The 18,520-nt window shown below is 48.6% G+C and carries 15 protein-coding genes; 7 read left to right on the top strand and 8 right to left on the bottom strand.

The annotated features are described in order from the left end of the window. Nucleotides 1–237: 237 nt before the first annotated feature. The 4 genes from IE094_RS04825 to IE094_RS04810 all read left to right on the top strand — a co-directional run bounded on the left by IE094_RS04825 (nucleotide 238) and on the right by IE094_RS04810 (nucleotide 2,569). Nucleotides 238–516 (top strand): hypothetical protein, encoded by a 279-nt coding sequence (locus IE094_RS04825; protein WP_229802042.1) that lies wholly within the window; start codon nucleotides 238–240, stop codon nucleotides 514–516. A gap of 82 nt (nucleotides 517–598) precedes the next feature. Next, nucleotides 599–820, top strand: a complete 222-nt coding sequence (locus tag IE094_RS04820; RefSeq protein WP_189639391.1) for a helix-turn-helix transcriptional regulator — start codon at nucleotides 599–601, stop codon at nucleotides 818–820. A 140-nt stretch (nucleotides 821–960) separates the two neighbouring features. Further along, entirely contained in the window at nucleotides 961–1,179 is a 219-nt protein-coding gene (locus IE094_RS04815) for a hypothetical protein (RefSeq protein WP_099591907.1), read from the top strand. Next, a complete protein-coding gene (locus IE094_RS04810) occupies nucleotides 1,169–2,569 on the top strand; it encodes a hypothetical protein (RefSeq protein ID WP_189639390.1) in 1,401 nt (466 codons plus the stop codon). Before IE094_RS04815 ends, IE094_RS04810 begins: the two co-directional genes overlap by 11 nt. A gap of 93 nt (nucleotides 2,570–2,662) precedes the next feature. Here the strand turns inward: IE094_RS04810 and IE094_RS04805 are convergent, their stop codons facing one another. The 3 genes from IE094_RS04805 to IE094_RS04795 are packed head-to-tail and all read right to left on the bottom strand — an operon-like array spanning nucleotide 2,663 to nucleotide 6,148. Next, the gene (locus tag IE094_RS04805) at nucleotides 2,663–4,516 is read right to left on the bottom strand and encodes an AAA family ATPase (protein ID WP_189639389.1); all 1,854 of its coding nucleotides are present in this window, start codon (nucleotides 4,514–4,516) and stop codon (nucleotides 2,663–2,665) included. Further along, nucleotides 4,513–5,010, bottom strand: coding sequence for an ABC-three component system middle component 2 (locus IE094_RS04800; RefSeq protein ID WP_189639388.1), 498 nt, complete (start codon nucleotides 5,008–5,010; stop codon nucleotides 4,513–4,515). Before IE094_RS04800 ends, IE094_RS04805 begins: the two co-directional genes overlap by 4 nt. Then, nucleotides 5,000–6,148 (bottom strand): ABC-three component system protein, encoded by a 1,149-nt coding sequence (locus tag IE094_RS04795; RefSeq protein WP_229802041.1) that lies wholly within the window; start codon nucleotides 6,146–6,148, stop codon nucleotides 5,000–5,002. Before IE094_RS04795 ends, IE094_RS04800 begins: the two co-directional genes overlap by 11 nt. Nucleotides 6,149–6,656: 508 nt before the next feature. On the opposite strand from IE094_RS04795, the gene IE094_RS04790 reads away from it, so the two are divergent. The 3 genes from IE094_RS04790 (at nucleotide 6,657) to IE094_RS04780 (ending at nucleotide 10,786) form a co-directional block, all read left to right on the top strand. Beyond that, nucleotides 6,657–7,853, top strand: coding sequence for a tyrosine-type recombinase/integrase (locus IE094_RS04790; protein WP_189639387.1), 1,197 nt, complete (start codon nucleotides 6,657–6,659; stop codon nucleotides 7,851–7,853). Between the two features lie 184 nt (nucleotides 7,854–8,037). Further along, nucleotides 8,038–8,271 carry a helix-turn-helix transcriptional regulator gene (locus tag IE094_RS04785; RefSeq protein WP_189639386.1) on the top strand — a complete coding sequence of 78 codons (234 nt, stop codon included), beginning with the start codon at nucleotides 8,038–8,040 and terminating at the stop codon, nucleotides 8,269–8,271. Between the two features lie 142 nt (nucleotides 8,272–8,413). After that, entirely contained in the window at nucleotides 8,414–10,786 is a 2,373-nt protein-coding gene (locus IE094_RS04780; protein ID WP_189639385.1) for a primase-helicase family protein, read from the top strand. Nucleotides 10,787–11,504: 718 nt separating this feature from the next. Here IE094_RS04780 and IE094_RS04775 read toward each other — a convergent pair. The 5 genes from IE094_RS04775 to IE094_RS04755 all read right to left on the bottom strand — a co-directional run bounded on the left by IE094_RS04775 (nucleotide 11,505) and on the right by IE094_RS04755 (nucleotide 17,897). Then, the gene (locus IE094_RS04775) at nucleotides 11,505–12,737 is read right to left on the bottom strand and encodes a hypothetical protein (protein WP_189639384.1); all 1,233 of its coding nucleotides are present in this window, start codon (nucleotides 12,735–12,737) and stop codon (nucleotides 11,505–11,507) included. Further along, entirely contained in the window at nucleotides 12,724–13,893 is a 1,170-nt protein-coding gene (locus IE094_RS04770; RefSeq protein ID WP_189639383.1) for an AAA family ATPase, read from the bottom strand. Before IE094_RS04770 ends, IE094_RS04775 begins: the two co-directional genes overlap by 14 nt. Beyond that, nucleotides 13,880–14,941 (bottom strand): hypothetical protein, encoded by a 1,062-nt coding sequence (locus IE094_RS04765; protein ID WP_189639382.1) that lies wholly within the window; start codon nucleotides 14,939–14,941, stop codon nucleotides 13,880–13,882. Before IE094_RS04765 ends, IE094_RS04770 begins: the two co-directional genes overlap by 14 nt. Before the next feature lie 234 nt (nucleotides 14,942–15,175). Beyond that, complete coding sequence (locus tag IE094_RS04760) at nucleotides 15,176–16,510, bottom strand: DNA methyltransferase (protein ID WP_189639381.1); 1,335 nt, start codon at nucleotides 16,508–16,510, stop codon at nucleotides 15,176–15,178. 4 nt (nucleotides 16,511–16,514) lie between these two features. Then, complete coding sequence (locus IE094_RS04755) at nucleotides 16,515–17,897, bottom strand: TRM11 family methyltransferase (RefSeq protein ID WP_189639380.1); 1,383 nt, start codon at nucleotides 17,895–17,897, stop codon at nucleotides 16,515–16,517. Between the last annotated feature and the right edge of the window lie 623 nt (nucleotides 17,898–18,520).

The raw sequence follows: 18,520 nt of genomic DNA, 5'->3' as shown, positions 1-18,520 counted from the left end.
TTATCTGCAGCCGCTTTCGACTGCCCTGATTTCTTTGTCATGCTTAACTCCTAATTGTTAAGATGAACCAGAAATCCTCCATTATTCAAATGCTCAGGTATGTCCCAAAGGTGCTGACGTTAGACACGTTTGGTTGTGGCGACACCTAAAAACCAATCTCTAAACGTACCTGAACCAAAAAACGACTTATCGGTGTATAAAGACTTGGCGGAAATTTTGCACATATGCAAACAACGGATGGATAAGCAAAAAACTGTCTCTCCACCGAGTCCATATCAATTGGATACGCCACTAAACAATCTTATACGCGAGTGCTTCGGTCTTTGGTCGGAACAATCCTCTGCTTATGGGATTCACTTTAATAGCGTATCAGGACAATATGGTGGTGAATTTTACGAGTTTGTTAAGGCCTTGTTTGAGCACTATTTTCCAAAATCAGCTTACCAAAGCGACCAAGCACTTGGGAAAAGAATAAAGCGGGTTATGAATGCCCGACGTGGGAAAGACATTGGCTGACACATTTGTGCCCTCCAGTGTACCTTTGCTTATGAACGGATAACGCTGCATTTTCCTCTACATGATAAATGAGGAAAAACACATGCAACATCATACACTAAATTCGGACGTTTCCGCATTGGTAAACGAGCGCGAAGCCGCGTCCATTCTTTGCTACTCTGTTCGCGCTTTGCAAAATTGGCGTCACCGTGGTGGCGGGCCTGACTTTGTAAAAGTGTCGGCCCGCTCTATTCGCTATCGCCGCGTCGATCTGGACGCTTGGGTTGCGGCGCGAACTGTGTCGAACACTTCACAGACAATCTAATCCAATTCAGTTTTGCCTTTGCGGGCTTGGCAGCACCGCAAGGGATTTTGGGGCCGATTGGTTCTAAACAGGGCGCGAGATCACTTGCGAACTCGCGCCCTTTCTATGTCTGCCGATAACTTAATGGAAAGGAATTCCACATGACGAAAACACCAATATACAAGTTCCGACTGGGGCTAATCACCGCGACAATCTGGGAAAACGACAATTTCTATTCTGTCGACATGACCCGCTCTTACAAAAACAGCGAAGGCCAGTGGCAAAACACCACAAGCTATTCCCATGCAGACCTTTTGAACTTGGCTAAATGCGCCGAACGCGCTGAAAACTGGATCGCGAGAAAATCAAATGTATCTTAATCAATCAACTTATTTGGCCCCGACTCGGCCCCAAAACATAAGCTGCCCTGCCAGCGGCACTTATGCGTTCAAATCTCACCCAACTGATACCGATAATTCGGTAAGGGGGGTGATTGTAGCACCCCCCTCTGGAAATACACCCGACATTCCAAATATGACAATTTTACACCAAGGCTTTGATACCCTCGCCCTTGCGATTGAAGCAAACATTGGGCCAGAACTTCACGCCTATCTTGAAATTGAAAAGACCCGCGCTGACAAAGAGCGGCGCGATGTTTTGATCAATTACAATGGCATTGAAATGCTGCTCAAACCACATGGCGGCAATGGATATAGCTACATTGCCAGCGGCGGCCCAGATGGTGCGACATGGTTTTTCAAGAAACCCAACGCCAAAGACAAATGGGGCATTCGTTTATCCTTTGGTTCTTTCTTTATGGCGCTGCATGGCGTTCATGCGGCAAAGGCACATTGTGAGCATGTCATGGAATGTCTTGGCATTCGATATGCCCCGCACCAAGTCAGCATTTCGCGCGTCGATTTTTGTATAGATATTCTGGCAAAAAATTTCGTTCTAATTCCCGAAAATTTCGTGATGCACAGTTCAACTGGTCGGCGCGATCATATCACCGTCGACGATATGTCAGTGAACGGAAAGTCAGGACGGACCACATCCGTGACCGTTGGACAGAGTCGAAATCGACAAGTAATTATTTACGACAAAACGTCTGAGATTGCCGCGAAAGGCAAGTCACATTGGTGGCAAATCTGGCATCAAAATTTATATGAAAATCCATCTAATTGTACGAAATATGATGATATTAAAAGAAATTTTAAGTTTATGAAATCATCAGAAATGTTACGAAATTACATGAAAATTCACAAAAATTCACGTATTTGGCGCACAGAGTTTCGCGCAGGCAAAGACCTACTTAAAGATCGCTGGGGCATTCGCACTTGGGAACAACTGTTCGAAAAATTTGGCGATCTATGTCGCGAAATAGGAAATGTCATTCGCTACACAGAACCGCAAGACAACGACCCAAACCGCGCCCGCTGGCCCAATCATCTGCTCTGGGAAATCGCCTGCGCAGAAATTAACCGCGATCTGATTGATATGCGAAGTGGTGCTGATCCAAATCCATTGAAAGAGGTTCACCGTGAACAGCACATTAGTTTGATATTTCGTAACATCCTCGGATCAAGTATTGCTCTAGCGGCATTAAAAGATGCAAATTTTGAGGGGCTGCCAAAAAGCTTTGATGATTTGGCAAAGGAAATGAAAGAAACGGTGGGTGCGAATGCTGAGAAAACTAAGAAGCAATTAAGGGAAGCTGGAGAACGGTATTCGTTTATATCTAAGTCAAGCCAGCCTACGAATGAAAATTAGTTACGCTCACGGCCCTTAGCTGCCGTTTACTTTTCCCTGTAGTTACTGCGGTCGCAGCCCAGATAGCGGCTATTCATCTCGCCGACGCGCAGGCTATTTGGGAAACAATCCGAAACGGCCACTTTCATTAGATCCAGTAAATTCGATGGTTTGATCAGATCGCGCAATTTCTGCGGTAGGCGGAACATTCTCGATAATAATAAATTGTCGGTCGTCACGTGCAGCGTTTAAGTCTTTATAGAATGCTTCCTTCAGGCCGCTATCAGTAAGATCTTCATCAACCGTGTCAGGTTCTTTGTACGAAAGAAGCGGCGAGTCCAGAGTAACGAAGCCAGGGTGACGGCCTTCATGTTTCTTACAGTATCTCAGAAGGCTGACAGAGAACGCCGCCTGTGTGATCGCTCGCAAGCCTTTGCCATAGGCAATACGGTCTTTGCCACCGATGACCATGTCTTTTGACTTCATATCAAAATAGACGCTCCCCGCGCTAGGGAACTGCCATTTATTCAACGTTTCCTCAAAGGTCTTTGCAAAATCATCCACGACCGACTTCGGAAGCTCGGTTCCAATATTTGAGCTGGATGACACCGCAGAATCTTCTGCAACTAGCTTTGCTTTGCGCGCCTCGAAGTCCTCCAAGGAGTCATATAGACTAATCGCCTCTTTCACACTGACCCTTTTGTCCGACAGTTCCGTGTAGCTTGCTCGCTGGCGTTTCAAATCTGGAGCTACGATTTCATTGATCTCGTTTGAAACTTCCTGAAGCGAAGCCCTTACTCCCGGCAAACGCTTCTGAAGATTGCTCTGTTCCCTGTCTAGCGTTGAAATTGTGGAAACAAGGTCTGTTTTGCGGTGTTGGATTTTCTTGATTTCGGCAGAGGCCGCTGCGACCACTCTCTCGATATCCCCATCGCAGCTTTCATCGGCGTGTTGTTTATCGGGGGACGCGCCGCAGATCGGACAGTTGGTCTTGCCCAAAACAACAAATAGGGAGCCTGCTTCTTCCATCCCCTTGAGTCTTTGAAGGTCGGAGTCATAATGCTCGTCCAGGAGTTCAAAGCGCTGTAGAAGCGCGGAGATTTCAGTTAGTCGATTGTCTACTTCTTCAATTCTCTTGTAGTAGTTTCGACGCCTTGCAGAAAGGTCCTTGAATGTACCTTCAACCAGTGAAAGCTGCCTTGCTTTCACTTCTAAGGCGCTCCCCAGTTTCTCATCTTGCTCTTCAAGATCCGCGGGCTTGCCGGCGATGTCTTTGACTTGCCGCTGATAGTTTTTGATCAGATCGTCCAATAGATCGATTTGGGCTTCACGGCTGGTCTCTTCTGGTGTTGTTTTACGAAGAGAAACTAGCGCAGAGTCATCCGTACCTGTCAGGAGATACTTGAATGCGGAAAAGTTGGCTGTGTCCGCGGTATAATTCCCATCCGCCAGCGGCGAGCGTTTTTGAATGATTTCTTCTTCGTTGACGATTGCAAGTCGTGCCAGATTCCGAAAACTCAGGCTGATGGTCTCGTTATTTTTGTTTTTCCGAATGCGGGAGTGCGCCATGTCCAATTTTTCGAGTAGCCATGCGGACAAGTTGTCTGCATTCTTTTCGCTATGTGTGTCAGCAAGGGTTACCCCCTCGTCGTCCACTGGCAGCTCTTGATCATAGATTCCTTCGAAGAGCTTGAACGCGCCACCCTCATGGCTGCGCAAAAGCGTGTATTCCATACCAGTTGATACATTCTCGATGGCGAGCACTACGCGATCATAGCCAACACGTTCCGGAATATCCGTCAGTGGACCTTTCCCGCCTAGCATAAAATCAATTGCCTCGACGACGAATGATTTACCAGTATTGGATGCACCATGAATGACGTTGAGACCTGGTCCAAAAGACACAACAGCGGGGTCTTTATTGGCCCCATGGAAACTCAAAGCACGGATCTGAAAACCGTTGATCATGACGCGCTGTCCTCGCCCACTTTCTGGACGTCTTGAAACTCTACCATCCAGCGATCAAAGAACTCACGCATCATCTCGTCGAATGCCGCTTCATCATAGTCGGACAAACGGTCTGTCAGCCATTCGGCCCGCTCTTTTAGCGCGCAAATATAAGGCGTTGTCAAAGATTCAAGAAACATCGCAGCTGCTTCGCCGGCTCGATAGCTAATACCCTCCGCGCCAACATCTCGTTCGACAAGATCACGGGTCATCATCATGTGCAGCGCGTTTTGAACAATCTTCCTGCGGACCTCGGTTGCAGGCGTTTGGATTGGGGCTGAAGGATGGAGGTCTTCGGGTCCGTCAAGCACCGAAGTGCGTACCAACAAGTAGTCGTAAGCGGTCAGTGTTTGAATGTCGAAACTGTTGGGATATGCACTTCCCAACACGGCTACAGCTCTTATTCCGGCCTCAAGCGGTCCATTAAATGTCATTGGCTTGAGATCAGTCATCATCACTCCAATCTAAGCGGTCGTCATTTGCCAGCTGATGACAGATGCCCTTCAAATCGCGTGGAAAAGTGCTCGGCGACAGTGGATGCGCATCAAGTTTCAAATTCTGCGCTTTGTCGGTAACCGCAACGACACGGGCGAGTCCGTCGCTGTGATCACCATCACATGTATCAGCGACCGCGTCACACACTTCATCCTGCAGGCTTTCATATGTGCCAGGTTCGGTTTTGTCACGCACGAAGACGCGCAATGACTCAGAGTGGTAGAACGCTTCACGCGAGCGATTAAAATGCTTCCGCAACTTCGGAAGTCCGGTGAAGTCTTTGGGTGTCTGAATGCTTGCGCCGCTATGATCTGAGTAGGCGGCAAACAACTTCTTCGTATAGACAGCCTCATGCGGGTCAATCGTCTCAGGAAGATCATTCACTTTGGGGCGGGCGGGAAGCCCACCGCCAAAACGCTGAATAAAGTAGGGCGTCTTGCGATGCTGCTCTAGAATTTTAAGGGGAGCTGCTGCTTCAAATATCGTGAAATCGAATGCTTCAACATACGCTTTGAAGTCACCTTCCAGTTCAACTGATCGGGTGGACGTGATCTTTGTAGAGACGGTTTTTTCCCAAGCCTTGTATAGTCCTGCTTTCAGCTTACTCTTGTTCGCGAGAAGAAGCCCAAGCTTTGTCGATACACCACGCGGTGCGACGAAGAAATACCGGCTGGGTGGATCAAACTCTTCATTGAATGAAAACCAAAGACATTTGCCAATTTCTAGATAAGCGTCAGCCGGCCCAAGAGACTTACTATAATGCTTGCATTGATAATTGTGCCAGACACCCAAAAGTTGTTTGCTATCGGTGAAGGCCGCCACGTCAACACCTTTGTCTCCGGCACCGGTGAAACGTTGCACACTTTTATATGTCGTGCCTAAAGACGTCACCCATTCGTTGATGAACTCTTCCCATTTACCAGAGTCATAGGTCATTAGACGGGTTAGAGGTTCAATAGGTGGACCCGACAGCATGAGCGCAGCTGTTGGCATTGTATCGGCGGTGCTTGGAATGGCTATGTCGGCTAGCTCAACTTTACTTCTAACGTTCATCAATAACCTCGGATACCAATAAATATCTGCTTTTAATAGAGCCAATCTCTGCTAAGCTGCAGGAAAATTCAACTGTTAGTTTCTGCAGAGAACGTCCATTTCCCGCCCGTTTCAGTCTTTCTCCAATATCATAACAAGGTCACGGCATCCCCGTTACAATTTTTGCAGTTCACCAATGTTAGCGTCAGTGGCAACTTAAACGGAATCAACTTCGGGAATATTTGGCAATCACATTGGATTTAGATAAAAAACGATTCTGTTCCCTTTCAACAACAGTAAGATTTTAACATCTCACTGCTTCCGATATGCTTCCGAATCCAAAATCGCAAATTTCGCCATGCAACGAAAATCTTGCAAGTCATTGATATTTAAATGAAAAATGGTGCCCCCACACGGACTCGAACCGCGGACCTACTGATTACAAATACGGGCAACTTGGGTCGCTGACGGTAGATATTGCTATTTTACCTAATAAATACAGACACTTCGGTTGAGCAGACCCGGTGGTGGTTGATACGAAAATTGCAAAATAATTGCAAAATCGGAGACCGCAATGGCGACCCAACGTATCAAGTTCACAGAAGGCAGTATCGACAAACTGCCATTTTCAAAGTCCGGCACGAACCGCTATGCGGATCAACGCAAAGGCATCTTCCCAAACCTCTATTTGGACGTAGGCGTGAAGACCAAGACGTGGCGCTTGGTCAAATTTGCACACGGAAAAACCAAATCCAAAACGCTCGGCAAATGGCCCGCCATGAACCTGCATGTAGCCGCGCAGGCGGCTGACACGATGTCTGAGCGCGTCGCTGATGCGACACACGCCCTGCCCGCCCCCGTCGTTGCCCAAACCAAGGAGATCAACCTTAGACAGGCGTTTCTCCGGCATACTACCGAACGTATCGACCCACGCACAAAAGAGAAGACGCTCAACACCGTTTATGACTACCTTTCGACGCTGCGGAACCACGCTGGAAAAAACGGGGAATGGCTGGATGTGCCAATTGACCAGATCACACGGGCGATGATCAACGCCCAGATGAAAGCTATGCAAGACCGCCCCTCTCAGGCAACCAAACTGCTCCGCATCATTTCAGCCATTTACCGCAATGAGATGTTGATCCGTGACGACGTGATCGACGACCCCACTTTTCGGGTGCGGGCTTATCCGTCACAAACAAAAGAACTGTTGTTCGACCCATCTGGCCGCTGGCCCGCATTCGACGCCATCATGAAGGTCGAAGATGTAACTGCCCGCTCTGCGTGGCTGGTTATGCTATTCACTGGCATTAGATCGTCAAATGTTCGCAGCATTGAATGGGCCGATCTCGATCTAGAACAAAACCTGTTGACCATACCTCGATTGAAAAACGGGACAAAGCGCACATTCCCACTTTCGCGGCCTGCGTCCGCCGCGTTTAAACGCCTGCCCCGCATTCATGACAATCTGGTGTTTGCCTCTAAATCCAAGGCAGGCGTTCCAATTGCACATCAGCACGCACTCGGCACGCCCAAGGTCTTGCGCCAACACGATACCCGTCATTTGTTTACATCCGCTGGGTCAATCGCGGGGATAGACAGGTCAAAGGTCAAGTATTTGCGTGGTGACATCGTTTTGGGTGATGGAGCCGATGTAGGTTACATGCACGGCATCGCAGCACACGAAGATGTAGAGAAGATCGGGCATGTCGTGGCACAAAAATGTTCAACATCTTATTCCAATCTTGAAAAACTAATCATGACCCACTAACTTCAAGTCTCAACCAGCCCCTTGCGTCATTGATCCTATTGACGTCGGAGGCCGCGCTCTGAACGGACAGGATGGATAGTCGAGGAACCCGAAGCAACCTCTCAGAGGTGTGTGAAGGCCCCATCCCTAACACGGTAGGAGAAGTAAGGCGCGGTCGTTTGGCATAACCTTCAAAGGTATCCAAATGACTCACGACCTACTTGCCGAATTGCGCTCGGCGATTGAAGCGCAGCAATATCCACAAATCATGACGCCCGCACAGGCCGCAGATTTTCTCGGTGTGTCCGATTACTATCTGCTCGATTTGCGAAAGCGAAAATCTGGGCCAGCGTATTCGCAGCCAGCATCAAAAATCGTGCGCTACATGCGCGATGATTTGATCGCTTGGATGAATGAACATCGTGTAATCACAGGATAACCGGAGCGAGGGCCGAGTCCCCGCTCCAAGTTAGGCGTTGCACGAAGTGTTTGGAATAACTGCTTTATAGCAGTTTTCATGCTCCGCCAAAACCGTGGATTGAGGTGATGGACCCGCGCTCTCTTGAGAAAGAGAGATCATTATGGCTTACGAAAAACTGTTCGCTGGCAATCAGGAACGCTACTTAACTTTCAACCTGTCATCGCTCAACGCTAGGGATGAAGACGGCAAATTGGTGCCCGATTACAAAACCATCAAACGCGAAGTGTCTGAAAAAATCTGGACCCAGCATCTGAATGGTGAAATTTCACTTGGTTTGTCGCCGCTGCGCGATGGCAAGGTGAAGTGGGGGGCCGTCGATATTGACGTCTACCCTTTCCTTGAAACCGATGATGAATTGGAAGCGCTTATGAGGAAGTGGGCTGATCCATGCCTTGTGTCACGCTCAAAATCAGGTGGCATTCACATCATTGCATTTACGCGTGATTGGGTGGATGCCGACGTTATGCGCAAGTACTTGGCAGCCAAACGCGATGCCGTTTTGGAAGCCAAAATCCTGGCCCATGCCGACGAGATTTTTCCAAAACAGAAAGACGGCAATGGATCGCAGATGAACTTACCACAGTGTGGTTCAGAGCGCCCAGTTCTGGCGTGGAAAGCTGGCTCTACAATCCAATTCTGCGGACGGACTAAGCACGGCAACGTGTTCGAACCAGATTGGCTGGAAATAGCGGCACAGTGCTATGTCCCTGAATCCCAAATGGCATCCGTGATCATTTCGACGCTGACGAAAACTCCGAAACGCTCAACAAAAGCGCGCGAGAAAAAGAGGTATGCTGGTGGTTTCAAGCGTCCTACATCTGGCAAGGCGATGGAAGGACGCAACAGCTTTCTCTTCCATTGCGGCGCGTCTGCGCGGGCGCGCGGAGCGGATGACGATGAGATCAGCGAAATCATTCATGGCATCAACGACGAGTTCAACAACCCAGACAGCGAATTTGGTTCCAAAGGCCCAATTACTGACAGCAAGCGTTTGTCTACGGTGATTGAACAGGTGCAAAAGCTGCCACAAGGCGAAGTCGCTGATCTTGCTTATGATGTTGTTGAACGGATGAATGCTGAATGGGCTTTGATGTTCGTCGATGGATCATTCGAAGTATTGAACACCAAGACTGACAAGCCTTATTCAATGGCAGCATTCCAGCTCAAACTTCGACCCTACAAACTGCGTGGTCGAGAAATTACAGCTTTTTGGCTCGATGATCCAGACCGGCGTGAATACGATGGATATGTGATCGAAGCGCCGGATTACGATGGCGAAGGCTACAACATCTTTCAAGGCTGGAAAGTCGAACCCACAAATGGCGATGCCACGCTGTGGGAGGCCTATGTCAAAGACATCCTATGCTCCGGCGACTCTGACCTTGCGCATTGGGTAATGTCGTTCCTAGCAGACGCTGTGCAGCGCCCATGGTCAAAACACCCCGGCACAGCCATTGCGTTGCGCGGTGGCCAAGGTGGTGGCAAATCCTTCCTTGGCAAAGCCATGCGCGCTATCTTACCAAAAGCTCACATTGCTGAATTTGCCCAGTCAGATCGCTTGCTTGGTCAATTCAACCGATCAATGTTTGGTGCATCTTTCGTACTGGCGGAAGAATCCTTTTTCGCAGGATCACGAAAGATGGCGGCAGCAGCCAAGGTGTTGGTGGAGTCAGATGAATGGACTTACGAACAAAAGTATCTTGCATCTTTCTCAGCAAAAAACGTGCACCGCGTGATTGCCACAACCAACGAAGATCAAGCCGTGCATGTCGATTTTGATGATCGCCGTTGGACAGTGATTGAAGTGCCGACAATGTTTGACGACACTAATCGCTTAGAAGGCCGAAAATGGTGGGATCCGTATTACGCCCTGCTGCGCGATGATCCGGGCGCTGTGTTGCGATACTTGTTGGAGTATGAAGTCGATCAAGATTTGATCGCTTCGCCATGGGTGACAGCAGCCAAAGCATCCGACAAGATTGCTTCTGATCCTGTAATCGCACTGATGGATGATATTGCCCGCATAGGCTCATGCCCTGACGATCTGCGCGGCGATGGGCGTATCTCATCGGCTACGCTGGCGCGTGAAGCTTGGGCGCGGGGTGCATCTCGCTATGACAACCCGCGGCGCTTTTCCAACCAACTGCGCGACAAGTTTGGCGGCACGACAGCGGCAAACTGCATCAACATCGAAAAGGTTGAATATCGTCAGACCCCAGATGGCATCCTGACGCCTTACGTTATCAAGCGCACTGATCGCGCTGGCGTCCAGCTTCCGGCTTTGTCGGAGTTTCGGCGCATCGTGTCCAAAGTCACGGGTGAGACATACCCTGACGATGGCGATTGGTTGGAACATCGCATTGCTGATCCTGAAACAGTCAACGACATTGATCCCAACGGCGGCGATGTTGATGGCGTGTTGCAGTACGTGAAAGATAACGGTGCCATTGTGAAGGAAGACATACCCTTCTGATCCCATCTTGACGATCCAATCGACTGACAATTTCCCACGCTGGCTGGTCTAGCGTGGGGATTTTTTTGGTTGCCAACCAAGCTGTCATGCGCCGTTCCCATGCAAGAGACGCTGCCGTTGTGAATTCCAAGAATGTTGTCAGCGGTGACGCTCAAAAGGTTCAATTCTGAGACCACGTTTTCATATGACTTTTTGATTTTTAGTGTGTGTAGCGTGGGAAGCATGGATTTGTCTTAGATACCAAAGCGTTGGTACGGCCACACTGACAATGCTTCCATGGCCAATGTGAACGCCACCGTGGGAACACAAAACGTAGGCAACTGATCCACCTTAGAATTCTCCGCCCGATTGCATGATGGTCAGGCAAAACATGCCCAAAATTGCAAAGGCACAATTGCAAACCATAGAATTATCCAACATTTTCAAGCGAAACCAACTGATTGGGAATTAGTTGACAAAGGACGTGTACTTTCTTCTTGTATCACGCGCATAGGAATGGCCGTCAACCTTCAGATGTGGCAAGTTGGGTGCTAGTAGATGGCCAAAGTAGCTAACTACAGTAGGAAAGAAATCAGCTTCGTAGAAATTAATGCATTCAAATAGGATGTCTTAATTTCTCTTTTGAAGTGGCTTCTTATGCCTCAGGATGATGGTGTGTCCCAGCGCCCAAAAGCAAAAAGTGCTCAAAAGTCCTCGCAAAATACCAAAGACCGGTGAATTAGACTGCAGAAATTAATCTATCTATCAGTGCGGGAAGCGCTCTTCGAAAAAGTCGTTTACCATTTGCTAGTGGCGCACGCATCACGACCGCAGTTCGGTTATCCAGTTGAACGGCTTCAATCTTGGCACTCCCCGAAAAGGCGGGGGCAATTGCGATTGCCAAGTAAGGGTCGATACCTAGGTTCTCTCGGTATCCTAGCAACTTATAGATTATCTCTGAAGCGCCACTGAAAGTTCGATTCTTGGCATCTAGTAAAACTGTTCGCGACCAACTTGGCCCTTTAAGCTCAATTGAATAGTCAGGTATCGCTCTGAGGGTCTTTCGAGATGAATGCCACTTGTACCGCGCGTTGCTGCTAAAGTACCCAGCCTGATAGAATAATTGAATTTTTACATCCCCCCTTGTTCCTTCAAAAAGCGGTGCATTGCTGCCTTTCAGAGCTGCAGGATTGACTTGCCCTGAGGCGTCCATGGACTTCAGTCCAGAGAGTAGCCAGCCGATGCAAACCAACTCAAATACTCTGTCTGCGTATCTGTCATCCTCCGACAAAAGAAATGCGACCGGACCGATGTCGGGAAGGACGCCGTTGGCGGGGTTCAATACTAATTCAGCAAGTTGGTCCAATGCTCCACCAATGGGTGTCCATCCCGCTACCGATCTATTCTTTACAGATGCCGCGAGCGAGCGGACATCGGCTCGTGGCCTTGATAGCAATGCGGCCCAAGGTGGTCGTGCCTCAATGGCTTTTATTCTATGAGCGAGATGGCGCGCAAAGCTACCCTCTGATCCAGATTGAGACCTCCACACATTAGTTATTCGCAAGGAAATTCGTAACAATTCGCTTACAAGTAAAGCCTCTGGAGTTTCAGAAAACCGGGCAGCGCGCAAAACAGGTATTCTGTTCTGGCGTCCTGCTGCGCGTTCACGCAGTAGCCTCGGAACTAGTAGTACCCCTTCAATTCGATCCTCGCTGTAGTGGACGGCGTGCCGAAACAAATGTGGCAAGTCCAAGCTCGCTTTTTCGACTATCTCAATAACTGCTGCAGCCCGACCAAGGTCAATCCTACGGGCGATTTCGGCACCAAAATCATGATCGTATTTCTCCGCAGACTTAAGACGTAGCACGGAAAGACCATAACTCTCTGGTGCCAGATATGCTGCCAGCGGACCAATTGCCGAAGCAATTGCTTCTTCCCAAATCTGCTGCCGGGCTGAGTTAGTCGTTTCCATGCAAGAAGGCGTTGAGCCGGTTTGAAGTAAGGGGCAACTCAGAAAAGGTAGACTTCAAATCTTCGGCAAAACCGTCACGAACACGTGCGCGGGTACTGTCAGTCTCTAGCGAGGGCATCAATCGAGCTACAATTGCACGATCGTATGTAATCCAAAAGGCTGGATCGGCCAAACTTGAGCTTTCATCCTCAGACCCATTCTTCGACTTTGACATCAAAATCAAAAAATATAGTGCGACATCTATCAATTGAGCTGTTCCAATTGGGACACCCCCTTCTGACGAGTGCCGAAAGAAGCCGAAGATGTCGCGAATGCGTTCATTGCGGCTTGTTAAAGCCGAAACAACCTCGGATTCAGGAGGGCTACCAAGAATGGCTGTTGCCCGTTTTACCGCCTCTGAAACTGTTATCTCAAATTCGCCCATCGAAGATCTTCCATCGCCATCATTCGGAGGCGGCAAAACTGTCACTTTTGAAAAGCGCCGTCGCAGCGCAGCAGACATAGAGTTTACAAAGCGAGTGTCATATTCATTTACTGTAGCAATAATGCGGAAGCGCGCAGGTAGGACTAAAGAAGGACGTTCATCCATGTAGTCCAGCGTCATGCCGCCCCCGTTGCCGACAAGTGCAGTAAACAAAGGACCGAATGCTCGGTCAATATCTGCCCTGTTCATTTCGTCAATTAGAAGCCAAACTGCCTGTTCACCAGTTCCACTGTCTAAATTGTCCACAATGGCAGTGGCGCAATCAAGAACTGCGCTGGTTACCAGACCGTGCCGAGGCGCAATTTCGCCCCCCTTTTTTAACGTTTGCGTCCCAATAATATCATAGACTGACCACTCTGGATTTGCCGTCTCTGTGACAAGTTTAGCATTAAAACTTTTGGCCAAAGCACTTGCAAGATGTGTCTTACCGGTGCCAGGAGGTCCAGCAAGAATAAGATGCCCTATGGACAGTCCAATAACTGCGTCCTCCAACATATCTTCATCATAGAACCCGGCTGATGATAGCGAAGTCAAAGCTGACTGTGCCGATGTTGGAAGGTCCAATGGCACTGAGGCAATCTCTCTGACACGATTTGGCGCATCGTGGAAGTTACGCGGCGCAACGGCGCCCGCATCAGCCAAATTTGAAATTGTTATGTCAGTTTCGTTCACTGCCGCCTCCAATCACGCTAAATAACAAGTCGAAATTTGCAATTGGGCGACCAAGTCCAAGATCGATTTGTACGCCTCCATCCGGCATTTTTTGTTTTCTATCTATCCTCAACAATCTTGCTGGCGATGCTGGATGAAAACACGCCTGCCTAAATGGCAGCTCACACAACTCAGGCCCACCAGCTATGCGGTACGGCCCAGGAGCCAGTTCGATGGCGGTGTATGAACTAAGATCAGCTAAAGATACGCCTTCGAACGATGTAAGCGAAGGTTTCCCAGACGCAAGAAATGGCGGGCACACAGTTCCTGCTACATTGAAAAAATAGTCTTCTGCATCTTCCCAGTCGGCGGAGCGTATTGCGTCGGAAATACTGCCATCGCAACCAGATTGAAACTGAAGCGCCGCACAGACAATTTCCCAAGCAGCCGGGATTGTGGTGAGAGTTTGCTCAACTGTGCCGTAGTCCATCAATTGGTTTGCCAAAGACAGATGAGAACGCCAATAGATCGCTGGATTGAATGCATCGCCGCCTTTTGCCCACCGACTGTCTTTTGCCATCAATACATTCTTGCTTCGTGCATCTCTCACTGCATTTACAATATGATCGTAGTCGCTGACTTGGTGTAAGGTTCGAATTGCTCCGATGAATTCGTGCAGATGGATCACTCCTCCAAGGTCATTTGCCGCAGCCCAAGCAGCAGCATATGGCTTCACGTCGCAGCTTTCCCAATCAGCCTTAGAGGGGCTTGGCGAGCCACGCGACTGCGGTCTATTTATCTGTACTTTGCACATTGCCCAAATCAGTAGAGCGGTTGCACGTTGGGCAGTGGCGCCGTCAAGCTCTTCAAGATCCTTGCCAGTCAAGAGATCAAAAAGCTGATCGCCTAATGGTGTCAATAAGATTTGATTAGATCCATGAGGCACAAAAAGAAGTGCCAGCTCTTCAAACATCGATTTCCGTGTTTCAGCCGCGTTGGAGCTGCACGAAAGCTTTTTCTTTGCTTCATGGTAAGAAAGTCCGCTTCGAGCGGATGATGCAAAGCTCAAGAACTCACGCGTCCGCTCTTTTGCGTTGGCACCTCCCGCTGGGTGGAGCATTCCAACGTGACTTGTTGGCCAAACAAAACTCAACCCAAACTCCCCATTCGGAAAATAGCTGAACTATACCACATAGTTAGTGACCATAAAATGGCAAAATTCTTAGCTCGACCTTAGCAGCGCCCTTATAGATTGTCCATGAGAATAGACCTAAGTTTCAAGCTGCCGAAAGTCTCAGAATTCTCAATTTGCAACTGCGCTATCAGGCAGTTTTTCATCTACGAAAGGAAGTGTCTGGGGAATACCTACAACAGCGTCACCCTTGCGCAGCGTTATGACCCAATCCATCAAGATTATGCCGCCACGCCCCATTCTAGGGAACTTCATATAGTGTCGTCTGATACGATAACCAAAGGCATGCTCAATGTTTAGCCCTGCTGAAGCAGCTAAGGCAACAAGAGCATCGTGCAAAGGCAACATTCCGTTTTGGGTGCTACTATTCCCGATAATTAGCACGTAACGACCGCCCGGTTTGAGAACTCGGGCCGCTTCAATAAAGTGCTTTTCCATACCTTCAAAATAGGGCGCAATCGAAGATCGCCGGTAATCCGGTATTAGATTGAGATCTATCATATCGGTTAAAGCACTGGGCATGGTTGAGTGATATTTCTTGGATTTTTTACTTCCGATCCCACTCACACGAGCAAGGTTATAATCATCACGAGACGACAAGCCAAAGCGCCTACCCAGCCAGAAGTACTCCAACATCGTATTGTACATGTAATCCACTGAATCCAGATACGGTGGACTGGTCACAATCAAGTCAACCATTTCATTCTCTATGGGCATCCTAGTTGCGGAGGCGCGAACAATGTCAACTGTATTGGACTTTCGGATGCCCTCAAGCGCTGTGCTAGCAGCTATATTCTTGCGCAACTTCACTTGAAATGTTGGAAAAACAGGTGGAGGGGACTTTATCAATGTTCCAGATACATAGGTCTTCTGGCTCTGATCGTCGGCGTTGCTAACTGCTCGGATAATCGAGCTAAACGAAGCTAAAAAAAACGTTCGTTCTTTGTCTGACATTTTAACAGAATCAATCGCAGTATCAATTGCTTGGAGTGCGGCCCATGCATCATCTGTAAACCAATGACCAAAGTTTTTGACGCCTTCCATCGGCACTCTTAATTCTTGCGGAACTGTCATTGAGCGGCTCAGCACCTCCCGAGCCAACTCCTGGAGTCGTGTCGGATCAAGCTGAGCCGTCTTTGCATTTCCGATTAAACAAGCCAAATGATCTAAGTCGCTTCCGGTTCCCTCTCGCCCTTCAGCAATAGCCTCTACCATTGTCGTGCCCGACCCAGAGAACGGGTCCAGAATACGATCACCTTCTTTGCTATATTGACGGATCGCCCATCTTGGAATTTGTGGGATAAACTTCGCAGGGTACCGGTGCACGCCATGCGTATATCCGTTGGTAACTGTACTCAGGCTAATAGCGATAAGACGACCAAATTGGATTTCCCTCACGTCGGGTATTTCATCATAGGCTTGATCGGGTAAAACAGAACCTTCCATTACACTAAGGCCTCAAAACAACTACTGATTCACGCATAAAGCCTTCAAGCCCCGCCAAAGATGCGCGTTGTTGTGGAGCTACTGTCAAATGACGTGTGACCCAAATATCAGCCTCTCTAAAGCCTGCCCTTAACCCAGCTTCCGCAGTTAAAGTATCGGACGGAACAATCATACCGCCGAAAGCGGAATTTCCGACCACAACATAGCAAGCCCCAGAGTCAAGTTTGTCGCGGCAATGACGCAATACTTCTACAATATCAGAGAAGTAGCCTCGAAGAAGATTTGGAACACCCATTCGCCAACTACTTGCGGAGCGATCCATGAGTTCAATCAGCTGTTCAAGCGTTTCAAACTCTTCCTGATCTCTTGCAAGGTCAGACGATAGATGTGATCTTAGTGACGATTTTCGAAGTTCTTGCAGATCAGTTTTCTCCTTTACGAACCCACCAAACCAAAGCTCAACCTTCATCGACTCAAAATAATCAAACCTATTGGCATATGGCGGTGAAAACACAATTGAATCAAATTTAGATTCGGTCAAACTGGGCATATTAAGCGAACTGCCTCGTATTATCTCTGGTTCACACCAATTCGGATGCCAGAGGTCAGTGTCTGCCAGCATTACCCCCAAATGCCGAACGAATGCATTCAATACAAAGGCCTCTTGATCTTCTCCAAAGCGCTTTCTTTGCCACACACCGTCTTCTTTTGCCACATATTTTCCCGGTCGGCGCTGAACGTTGCGATATTTGATGCCGTTACCCTCTTTGTAGTAGTTCCCAACCTCTTCAAGGATTGCGATCCAGCATAAATGTAGAAAGTCACGCGCCCGCTCACTCATACTACATGTCGCAACTGCGCTCCGTATTCGCAGTAGAGTATGCAAAATGACTGGCTCGAACATTTTGTGTGCGACCGAAAACTCTGGGAGCCAGAGCTCAACATCAATAGGTAAAACCTGCGGCAGGCTTTTGTTAAAGCTCTTTATATCTCGAATTTCGCGCTTCGATAACGGGGAGCTTTTCACTCTGGCGGCAAATGTAGCCAGTGGATTGAGATCAATTCCAGTCGACAACCGACCACGCGCCGCAGCGCCAATCAACATTGAGCCACATCCGCAGAACGGGTCCAGAATTCGCCCATCAAGCCCTAGCGCATCAATCAATGAGGGGGAGTATGCTTCCCTGTATCGAATCCAACGGTGCAGTGGAGCATCTTTGGTCGATGACCAATTAACTAACTTGGCAAGATCGTCGCGTTTTTCAAAAGTGAATTTGGAGTCAACTTCTTTCAGGATCTGTTCAAGATTCCTACTTGTAGCAGCTGATTCATCTGTGCCGGTTTGGCCGGGTGAATTCTTGTTTCTAGCTTTGTGGATCTGTGTCAATAGAGCCCTCGTCTGAGCAGTGTGGCTGCTCAACCCTCTGTTTAATGTCAGCAAACCATCGACTGAATAATCGATGTGTATCTCACTAAAGACCACTTGCTGACATCAGCATACCGATCATTTATAGTGTTGAGAAGCCAATATCCCAAAACCTACCGTCTCTCAACCGATAACTGGTCTTTCCCCTCAGACTAGGCGATTAAGTGGGTCAAGAATGGATGCTAGAAATGACACGCATACGCCATTCGGGTCACTGACATGCATCATGATTGCGAAGCCGCAGAACGCCAAGAATTGCATCGAGCTTAGAAACATTAGATACTTGCGAGAAGTTGCTTGTCTATTTGCATCGGGCGACTTCAAATTTGCCAATGGTGGGCTGCGCATCCGCCCATTGTAGGCCTCCTAATAGATCGAGGGCATCTTATGACCAAAGAAAACAAGCGACATAAAACGATGGCTGACCTGAGAGAATTTCCTTCTGCGCTTGATCTTGCAAGGTCTTTGTATCGCGACAACAATGGACATCTGCGCTAAACCTATGAGTGCCGCCAAATCGGCGAACTGCTTGGTCTATCCAACATTGCTGTTTGGCACGCGTACAATCGCGGCGACCTCGGTGT

This window comes from Paramylibacter ulvae, from assembly GCF_014652655.1.
Classification (GTDB): Bacteria; Pseudomonadota; Alphaproteobacteria; order Rhodobacterales; family Rhodobacteraceae; genus Amylibacter; species Amylibacter ulvae.
This window is presented reverse-complemented; position numbering and strand designations above follow the sequence as displayed.